The 3222-nt window shown below is 66.7% G+C and carries 3 protein-coding genes and 1 pseudogene; 1 reads left to right on the top strand and 3 read right to left on the bottom strand.

Annotated features, from left to right (window positions below; translation table 11 throughout):
- The first annotated feature begins 326 nt into the window (after window positions 1–326).
- Window positions 327–1639: pseudogene (locus HUK84_RS13270) on the top strand (IS1182 family transposase).
- A gap of 156 nt (window positions 1640–1795) precedes the next feature.
- Here HUK84_RS13270 and HUK84_RS13265 read toward each other — a convergent pair.
- The 3 genes from HUK84_RS13265 to HUK84_RS13255 all read right to left on the bottom strand — a co-directional run.
- Window positions 1796–2056 (bottom strand): hypothetical protein, encoded by a 261-nt coding sequence (locus tag HUK84_RS13265; protein WP_246285665.1) that lies wholly within the window; start codon window positions 2054–2056, stop codon window positions 1796–1798.
- 47 nt (window positions 2057–2103) lie between these two features.
- Window positions 2104–2850 carry an SDR family oxidoreductase gene (locus HUK84_RS13260; protein WP_176640715.1) on the bottom strand — a complete coding sequence of 249 codons (747 nt, stop codon included), beginning with the start codon at window positions 2848–2850 and terminating at the stop codon, window positions 2104–2106.
- A 73-nt stretch (window positions 2851–2923) separates the two neighbouring features.
- Window positions 2924–3222: NAD(P)/FAD-dependent oxidoreductase (locus HUK84_RS13255; RefSeq protein WP_176640714.1), on the bottom strand; the 299-nt coding region annotated here is incomplete at its 5' end.

The following is a 3222-nucleotide window of genomic DNA, read 5'->3' as shown; positions in this document are numbered from 1 at the left end:
GACGCGGCTTCGGGCGCAGCACCGCGCACCGCCTCGCCCTGCCGCGGCGCGGGCGCGCCGAACAGATCGCCCTCATCCGGTTCATCCCGCCTGCCCGCCATCACGTCCCGTCCATCCGCATCACATCATGGTACCCGGTCGCCAGGATCGCGCCAGATACATCGCGCCAAATACATCACGCCAGATACCATGCGGGCGCTCCCGGCCAAACCGGCAGCGCCCGCCTGTCATACCGCCATCCGACCCCTCGTTCGGGCCGGCAACGACCTAGCAGGCTGTCGGGTTGGGGGGTACCTGCTTTCGGTGATCTGGGGTAAGCATTGAGGATGAGCAGCTTCATCCCGTTTGACCGATCGCAGCCGTATCTTCTGCCGCCGGATCTGAAATCGTGGCTGCCGGCGGACGATGTGGCGCATTTTATTGTGGCGGCGGTGGAGCGGGTGCCGCTGGGGGCGTTCTCAGTGCCCCGGCGGACGGGCGGCAAGGCGCAGTATCATCCGCGCCTGATGCTGGGGCTGCTGATTTACGCCTATGCGAACGGCGTATTCTCATCGCGTCGGATCGAACGGGCGACGTATCGTGACATCGGTATGCGCTTTGTGGCGGCGAACCTGCATCCTGACCATGACACGATCGCGGCGTTCCGGCGCAGCAACCGCGCGGCGATCGAGGCGGCGTTCCTGCACGTGCTGGAGTTGGCACGCGAGATGGGGCTAGTGCGGCTTGGCACGGTGTCGATCGACGGCACGAAGATCGATGCCAACGCCTCGAAATACCGTTCCATTCGCTATGATCGCGCGAAAGAACTGCGCGAGATGCTGGCCACCGATATTGCCGGCCTGATGGAGCGGGCCGAGGCGGCGGATGCGACCGACACGGACAACCAGGCCCTGCCGGACGAACTGGCCCGCCGGGAGACCCTGAAGGCCAAGCTGGATGAAGCCTGTGCGCGGCTGGAAGCGGAAGCCCGCGAGCGGGCCGAGGCCGCCCGGCCCGAATACGAACGCAAGAAGGCGGCCTTTGATGCGAAGCAGGGACGATGCGGCCGCCCGCCGAAAGAGCCGGACGACGAACCGCCCCCTGACCGGCAGATCAATCTGACCGATCCGGACAGCAAGCTGATGCGCCGTTCCGACGCGCATGAATACCGGCAAGCCTATAACGCCTAGGCCGTGGTCTGTGCCGAGGGCAGCCAGTTGATCCTGGAACATAGGGTTGTCGCGACCACGGCAGACGCGCCCAGCTTCGCCGATACGATCCTGGGTATGGAAGAGCGGATCGGCCTGCCACGAACCGTCCTCGCCGATACGGGCTTTGCCAGCCGCAAAGCCGTCGAGGCGTTGCAGGCCAGGGGTGTGGACCCTCTGGTCGCCATCGGGCGTCCCGTCGATCGGCGCCCCTATGACTTCCGGCCAGAGCCACCCCCCAAAGAACCGCGCCGGATCACCGAGCCATGGCGCCTGAAAATGAAGGCCAGACTGCAACAGGACCCGGAAAAAGCCCTCTACGCCTCATCATCAAGAGCGCTATGGGCTTCACCCGCTTCCACCTCCGCGGTCTCGCCAACGCCGCAACCGAATGGACCCTCGTCGCCCTCGCATATAATTGCCGAAGAATCGCGCGGTTGACGGCTGCGTAAACGCCGTCAACTCCTCCAGCCTCACTGCCGCAACACCCAACCCGACAGCCTGCTAGAGCCATATCCATTCACACTGGTTCACGGATATGGCTCTAGCTTATTGTTTTAACGAGCATCTTTATCCGACCGGATGAGTCCATCCGGTCGGATGATGCTCTAATGCACATTCCCCCAGGACGGCGCCCCCAGTGCGGGACACGAACACGTGCTGCCCAGCGGCACCTGGGTCGGCAGCCGGCAGCTATAGACGCCCGCCCGGCACATATAGCCATATCCCGCGACCACGCCGGGCTCACCCGGCGGATAGGATTGCGCCACGCCCTCGCACCCGGCGGGCAGCAGCGCCAGCCCGCCCAGCAGCAGCAGGACCGGCCAGCGTCCACCCGGCCGCACCATATCGCGATCCATCTTTCGCATCACACCCTCCTGTCTCGAATGCACCACCCGGAACGGATGCCGGCCCGTTACCAGGGAAGCGTACGGTCCATATGGAAGAATCCCCCGGTCGGCCCGTCATCCGGCAGGGTCGCCAGGCGCACGCTGGTCAGGGCGCCCGCCGCCACGTCCAGCGGCGCGGCCTCGCCCCCCATCTCGGTGCGGACCCAGCCGGGATGGGCCGAATTCACCTTGATCCCGGTATCCTTCAGCTCATGCGCCAGATGCACGGTAAAGGCGTTCAGCGCCGTCTTCGACGCGTCATAGGCAAAGGTCAGCTTGCCATAGATCGACGATGCCGGGTTGCTGTGCTCGCCCAGCGAACCCAGGATGCTCGACAGGTTCACGATCCGCCCGGCCTTCGACTTCAGGATCAGCGGCAGCAGGATCTGCGTCAGTTGCACGGTCGCGAACAGATTGATCTCGAACGTATCGCGCAGGATCTGGATCGGCGTGGCCGAGGGCGGCGGGGCGACGCCGCCGGGGCCGCGGTCCAGCAGCACGCCGGCATTGTTCACCAGCACGTCCAGCCGCCCATGCGTGCCGGCGATCCAGTCGCGCAGGGCGATCTGCTGCGCCGTATTGCCGATATCCAGCACGACGCCCTCGGCCGATACGCCTTCGTCGCGCAGACGCTGCGCCACATGCTCCGCCTGGTCGTGGCGGCGCCCGGCCACCAGCACGTGCATTCCCTGCCGCCCCAGTTGCCGCGCGGTCTCCAGGCCGATGCCCCGCACCGCCCCCGTCACCAGCGCGATCCGTCCCGTTTCATCCATCCTCGTGGCCTTTCCTTCCTGGTCCGCATCCCCGGTCCGGCCCCTGTTCCGGCCCCTGTTCCGGCGTTTCCGGTCAGGCCGCCTCGGCGATGGCGCATCCCGCCGCATGCCCGCTGGCCCACGCCCACTGGAAGTTGTAGCCCCCCAGCCAGCCCGTCACGTCGACGGCCTCGCCCACCGCATAGAGGCCCGGAACCGCCCGCGCCGCCATGGTGCGCGACGACAGGCCGCGCGTGTCGATCCCCCCGCGCGTCACCTCGGCCTTGGCGAAGCCCTCGGTGCCGGACGGGGTCAGGCCCCAGCGGGACAGGATTTGCCCCAGCCGGTTCAGCGCCGCGTCGGGAATATCGCCGAGACGCCCGTCAGGCAGAT

Source organism: Nguyenibacter vanlangensis (assembly GCF_013376155.1).
Taxonomy (GTDB): Bacteria; Pseudomonadota; Alphaproteobacteria; order Acetobacterales; family Acetobacteraceae; genus Gluconacetobacter; species Gluconacetobacter vanlangensis.
The sequence above is the reverse complement of the archived record's forward strand: the minus strand, read 5'-3'. Positions and strand labels throughout refer to the sequence as shown.

Excerpts from the sequence above, each read along its gene's own strand:
- HUK84_RS13265 (WP_246285665.1), bottom strand. The coding sequence starts at position 2,056 with ATGCGAAAGATGGATCGCGATATGGTGCGGCCGGGTGGACGCTGGCCG.
- HUK84_RS13260 (WP_176640715.1), bottom strand. The coding sequence starts at position 2,850 with ATGGATGAAACGGGACGGATCGCGCTGGTGACGGGGGCGGTGCGGGGC.